Annotated in this window: 2 protein-coding genes and 2 pseudogenes; all 4 read left to right on the top strand. The window is 65.8% G+C overall.

Annotated elements, in window-relative coordinates; all coding sequences use genetic code 11:
* Positions 1–120, top strand: a pseudogene (locus EN738_RS36505) (N-formylglutamate deformylase); the annotation flags it as partial.
* Between the two features lie 28 nt (positions 121–148).
* Positions 149–1,819, top strand: coding sequence for a urocanate hydratase (hutU, locus tag EN738_RS29185; protein ID WP_127286674.1), 1,671 nt, complete (start codon positions 149–151; stop codon positions 1,817–1,819).
* A gap of 2 nt (positions 1,820–1,821) precedes the next feature.
* Complete coding sequence (locus tag EN738_RS29180; RefSeq protein WP_127286673.1) at positions 1,822–2,409, top strand: HutD family protein; 588 nt, start codon at positions 1,822–1,824, stop codon at positions 2,407–2,409.
* A gap of 269 nt (positions 2,410–2,678) precedes the next feature.
* A pseudogene (locus tag EN738_RS29175) lies at positions 2,679–6,195 on the top strand (DUF3131 domain-containing protein); the annotation flags it as partial.

Genomic DNA, 6,195 nt, shown 5'->3' with positions numbered 1-6,195 from the left:
CCCGAAGGCAGGGGCGCGCCGGACAACTGGCCGGTGCCCTACGACCCCGAATACGCGGCGCCGATCCGCGCCACGCTGAAGACCATTCTCGAAACCGCCATTGACTGGGCCGGGCGCTAACGCGCCGCCTTACTCGAAAGGGACAATGATGACCAATCCTCGTCACAATATCCGCGAAATCCGCAGCCCGCGCGGCGCCGAGCTCAACGCCCGCAGCTGGCTGACCGAGGCGCCGCTGCGCATGCTGATGAACAATCTCGATCCCGACGTCGCTGAAAACCCCAACGAGCTGGTCGTCTATGGCGGCATCGGCCGTGCCGCGCGCACCTGGAACGATTTCGACCGCATCGCCGCCTCGCTGAAGACGCTCGGCGACGACGAGACGCTGCTGGTGCAGTCCGGCAAGCCGGTCGGCGTGTTCCGCACGCATGCCGATGCGCCGCGCGTGCTGATCGCCAACTCCAACATCGTGCCGCACTGGGCGAACTGGGAGAAGTTCAACGAGCTCGATAAGAAGGGCCTGATGATGTACGGCCAGATGACGGCCGGCTCCTGGATCTATATCGGCACGCAAGGCATCGTCCAGGGCACCTACGAGACCTTCGTTGAGGCCGGCCGCCAGCACTATGGCGGCAACCTCAAGGGCAAGTGGATCCTGACAGCCGGCCTCGGCGGAATGGGCGGCGCCCAGCCGCTGGCCGCCGTCATGGCCGGCGCCTGCTGCCTCGCCATCGAATGCAACCCGGACTCGATCGATTTCCGTTTGCGCACCCGCTATGTCGACGAGAAGGCCGAGACGCTGGACGAGGCGCTGGAGAAGATCGAGCGCTGGACCAAGGCCGGCGAGGCGAAGTCGGTCGGCCTGCTCGGCAATGCGGCCGAGATCGTGCCGGAAATGTACCGGCGCGGCATCCGCCCCGACATGGTCACAGACCAGACCTCGGCGCATGACCCGGTGAACGGTTATCTGCCGAAGGGCTGGACCATGGCCGAGTGGCGCGAGAAGCGCGTCTCGAATCCGAAGGCGGTCGAGAAGGCGGCGCGCGCGTCGATGCGCGAGCATGTCGAGGCGATGGTGGCGTTCTGGAACGCCGGCGTGCCGACGCTGGACTACGGCAACAACATCCGCCAGGTTGCCAAGGAAGAGGGCTTCGAGAACGCCTTTGCCTTCCCCGGCTTCGTACCGGCCTATATCCGCCCGCTGTTCTGCCGCGGCATCGGCCCGTTCCGCTGGGCGGCTCTGTCGGGCGATCCGGAGGATATCTACAAGACCGACGCCAAGGTGCGCGAGCTCACCCCCGGTAACACCCACCTGCACAACTGGCTAGACATGGCGCGCGAGCGCATTGCCTTCCAGGGCCTGCCGGCACGCATCTGCTGGGTCGGCCTTGGCGATCGCCATCGGCTCGGCCTCGCCTTCAACGAGATGGTGGCCAAGGGCGAGCTCAAGGCACCGGTCGTCATCGGCCGCGATCACCTCGATTCCGGCTCGGTCGCGTCGCCCAACCGCGAGACCGAAGCGATGAAGGACGGCTCCGACGCCGTTTCCGACTGGCCGCTGCTCAACGCCTTGCTCAACACCGCCTCGGGTGCCACCTGGGTGTCGCTGCACCATGGCGGCGGCGTCGGCATGGGCTTTTCGCAGCATTCCGGCATGGTCATCGTCGCCGACGGCACGCCGGCGGCCGCCAAGCGCCTGGAGCGGGTTTTGTGGAACGATCCGGCGACCGGCGTCATGCGCCATGCCGATGCCGGCTACGACATCGCCATCGAGTGCGCCAAAGAGCACCAGCTCAACCTGCCGGGCATACTGGGCTGAGCATGCGCATCCTTCGTGCCGCCGGCTACCGCGTCATGCCGTGGAAGAACGGCGGCGGCACGACGACCGAAATCACTGTTTCGCCCGACGGCGCCGGCCTTGACGATTTCGACTGGCGCGTCTCCATGGCGCGCGTCGAGACGGGCGGGCCGTTCTCGAGCTTTGCCGGCATCGACCGCACGCTTTGCGTCCTGGAAGGGCAGGGCATCGTGCTCGACATTGCCGGCGGAACGCCGGCTGAACTGACCGGGCCCTCCGCCCCGTTTTCCTTTGCCGCCGATGTGCCGACCGCAGCCGCGCTGATCTCCGGCCCGATCACCGACCTCAATGTCATGACCCGGCGCGGCCGCATGAAGCACACCGTCGAGCGGCTGACGGTCGCGGCGCCTCTGGAAATCGAGGCCAGGGCGGACACGACCCTTGTGCTGCCCCTCGATGGCGAGATCGTGCTCGCCGGCGACGCTCCCGAGCGCCTCGGCCCGCTCGATGCGCTGGTGCTGGATCGAGGCGCCTCGAGACAGCGCCTGGAGCCGGCCGCCAGCACGATCCTGTTCGTGATCCGCATCGATCGGGCTGGCAGCAACCATTAACGCCTGTTGCCAAACATGATCGCGACGCCGGCGAAAATTGGCGTAAGCTCTTGCCCGCATCACGAAAAAGCCGGATTCCTTGCCTCGATCAGATATGGGACGGGGAGCGTGGGGCGCTCGTCCACCGCGTTGCTGAGAGATGACGCCCTGGGTGGTGCGGAAAACGAACTTTCGGCCTAAGTTGACATGCAACCAATTGCATTTGAGCAGGTTTTAGGGCCATTGCCGTGGCGGGGACGCCGCACCGTGCCCGCCATACGGAATTATAAATGAACATACAGACGAATCCCGCCAAAATCGAACTCACGAGCGCCAGCTTTCCGGTCATCACCGAAGCGCCGATACGCTCCAATTTCATGCCGGAAGACCGGCTGCGTGAGCTTGGCGCGGGTCTCGCCAAGGGAGACGTCAAGGATCTGTTCGGCCTGGCGCCGTTCGAATTCCAGGGCCGCATCCGCGACAGCGCCAAGCGAATCCTCGAGGTCTACCGCTCGACCAATGCCGCGCAGGCCAAGGGCGAAACCATCACGCCGGCGGCGCAATGGCTGCTCGACAACAACTATCTGGTCGAGGAGACGATCTTTCAGGTCAAGCGCGACCTGCCGCGCCGCTTCTACCGCCAGCTGCCGACGCTGAAACTGGCGGACGGAACCAGTGTGCCGCGCGCCCTGGCGCTGGCCTGGACCTATGTCGCGCATTCCGACAGCTCCGTCTCGGCGACGATGTTCAAGGCGATCGTCGAGGGCTTCCAGTCGGTCGAGCCGCTGAAGATCGGCGAGCTCTGGGCGCTGCCGTCGCTGCTGCGCTTCGTGCTGATCGAGAATCTTCGCCGCATAGCCGTGCGCGTCAACCGCACCAGGCAGATGCGCCAGATCGCCAACGAGGTCGCCGACCGTGTGCTGGCGACCGACGACAATGCCGACCGGCAGAAGATCCTGTCGCACTACGGCACCCATGCGCAGGACACCACCTTCGCCACCCAGTTGCTCTACCGCCTGCGCGACGGTTCGCAGAACGCCGGCCGGGCGCTGGAATGGCTGGAAAGCGAGCTGGAGAAGAGCGGCTCCGATGCCGAGGAGATCATCATCTCCGAGCATCACACGCTGTCCAGCGGCAATGTCACCACCGGCAACATCATCCGTGGCCTGCGCCTCATCAACGACGTCGACTGGACTGTCTGGTTCGAGGGCGTCAGCCGCATCGATACGCTGCTGCGCGAGAAGACCGACTTCGCCGCGCTCGACTTCTTCTCGCGCGACCAGTATCGCACGGCCATCGAAGAGCTGGCGCGCCGCTCGGAGCTCTCCGAATTCCGCGTTGCCGAAAAGGCCATCGAACTTGCCGGCCATGTTGTCATCGCCGACGCCTCCGGCGCCGAGGTCCCCCAGGCCGAAGCGACCGACGCCGACGGCATGGTGCATACCGATGTCGGCTTCTTCCTTGTCGGCCCGCGTCGGCTGGAGCTGGAAAAGGCGATCGGCTACCGGCCGACCATCAGTGTCACGGCCAAGCGCGCCTTCACCAGCACTGGCTGGCTGGGCGTCGTCGTGCCGGTCTTCGCGCTGACGGTGCTGCTGCTGGCGCTCGCCGGCAACGCCCTCGACCATCTCGGCCTGTCGCTGCCGTCCATCGTCCTGATGTTGGCCCTGTTCGCCGTGCCGGCCTCGGAAGGCGCGCTCGCCTTCTTCAACACCGTCGCGTCGCTGTTCCTAAAGCCGACGCGGCTGGTCGGCTATGACTACAAGCATGGCGTGCCGGCCGAGGCGCGCACGCTGGTCGTGGTGCCCTCGCTGATCGGCTCGCGCGACGATGTCGAGGAAAACATCCGCAACATCGAGGTGCATCATCTCGCCAATTCGGCGGGCGAAATCCATTTCGCGCTGCTTTCGGACTGGCCGGATTCGAACACCGAGATCGATGCCGCCGACATCGAGATTCTGCAATATGCGCGTGACGAGATCGCCAGGCTCAACGCCCGCTATCCCACCGAAGGCGCGCCGCTCTTCTATGTCCTGCACCGGCGCCGGCTCTACAACGCCGCGCAAGGCTGCTGGATGGGCTGGGAGCGCAAGCGTGGCAAGCTGCACGAGCTGAACCTTCTGCTGCGCGGCGATAGCGACACCACCTATTTGCCGCTCGACGTGCCGCTGCCGGAAAACGTCGTCCATGTGATGACGCTGGACGCCGACACGCGCACCACCCGCGATGCCGTGGCCAGTCTGGCCGGCAAGCTCTGCCATCCGCTCAACCGCCCGCATTTCGACGCCGCCAAGCGCGTCGTCACCGCCGGCTACACCATTCTGCAGCCGCGCATCACTGCTTCGCTGACCAGCGGCGACGACGCCTCCTTCTTCCAGCGCGTCTTCTCCGCCAACCGTGGCCTCGACCCCTATGTGTTCGCCGTTTCCGACGTCTACCAGGATGTCTTCGGCGATGGCTCCTTCACCGGCAAGGGCCTCTACCATGTCGATGCCTTCGAGGCGGCGCTGAAGGACCGCATCGAGGAAAACACCGTCCTCAGCCACGATCTGCTCGAAGGCGCGCTGGCGCGCTCGGCCCTGGTCACCGACGTCGAATTGGTCGAGGACTATCCGACCCGCTATTCGGTCGACGCGTCGCGCCACCATCGCTGGGCGCGGGGCGACTGGCAGCTTCTCGGCTTCATCCTCGACCCGCGCTCCGGCGTGCCGGCGCTGTCGCGCTGGAAGATGGTCGACAATCTGCGCCGCTCGCTCACCCCGATCTTCTGGGTGATGGCGGCGATCGCCGGTTGGACGCTGCTGCCCTTCACCCAGGCCGCGCAATGGCAGGCGCTCTTGATCCTCAGCCTGTTCATGGCGCCGACCTTCGACATCGTCAACGGCATCCTGCCCAAGAGCGGCGACCAGACGCCGCGCGGCCATTTCTCGGCGCTGGCGCGCGACACCATCTTCGGCACCGCCCTGGTGGCGTTGAAGGTGCTTTTGATGGCGCATCTCGCCTGGATGATGGGCGATGCCATCGTGCGCACGCTCTACCGCCTGTTCGTCAGCCGGCAGAACCTGCTCGAATGGCGCACCGCTTCGCAGGCGCACAAGAGCGGCGGCAGCGACCTCGCCGCCTATTACGGCATGATGTACGGCGCGGTGATCATCGGTGTCGTCGGCCTTGCCATCCCCGTGCTTGCCGATTCCACCGGCGCCTTCGTCGCCTTCTTCTTCGCCTTGTTCTGGATCGGCTCGCCGGCGGTCGCCTGCTGGATCAGCCGCTCGGCCGAGACCGAGGACCGGCTGCGCATCTCGGCCGCCGACATCCATACGCTGCGCACCATCGCGCGCCGCACCTGGCACTATTTCGAGACCTTCGTGACGGCCGAGCATCACCATCTGCCGCCCGACAATTTCCAGGAAAGCCCGGCGCCGGTGGTGGCGCCGCGCACCTCGCCGACCAATATCGGCGTCTATCTGCTGTCGGTGGTTTCGGCGCGCGACTTCGGCTGGATCAGCCTGTCCGACGCGATCACCCGCATCGACGCGACGATGACGACCATCGAGAGCATGCCGCGCGACCGCGGCCATCTCTTCAACTGGTACGATACGACCACGCTGAAGCCGCTCTATCCGCTCTACATCTCGGCGGTCGACAGCGGCAATCTCGCAGGCCACCTGGTGGCCGTGGCGGCGGCTTGCGCCGAATGGGCGGAAGCGCCCTCCGTCCACCTGCAGGGCGATTTCGAGGGCATCCTCGACACGGTGACCATCCTCGACGAAAGCCTCGAGGAACTGCCCGACGACCGCCGAGATGTAG

It is taken from the genome of Mesorhizobium sp. M4B.F.Ca.ET.017.02.2.1, assembly GCF_003998955.1.
GTDB classification, from domain to species: Bacteria; Pseudomonadota; Alphaproteobacteria; order Rhizobiales; family Rhizobiaceae; genus Mesorhizobium; species Mesorhizobium abyssinicae.
Note: the sequence above shows the minus strand (reverse complement) of the source record. Positions and strands in the feature narration are given on the sequence as shown.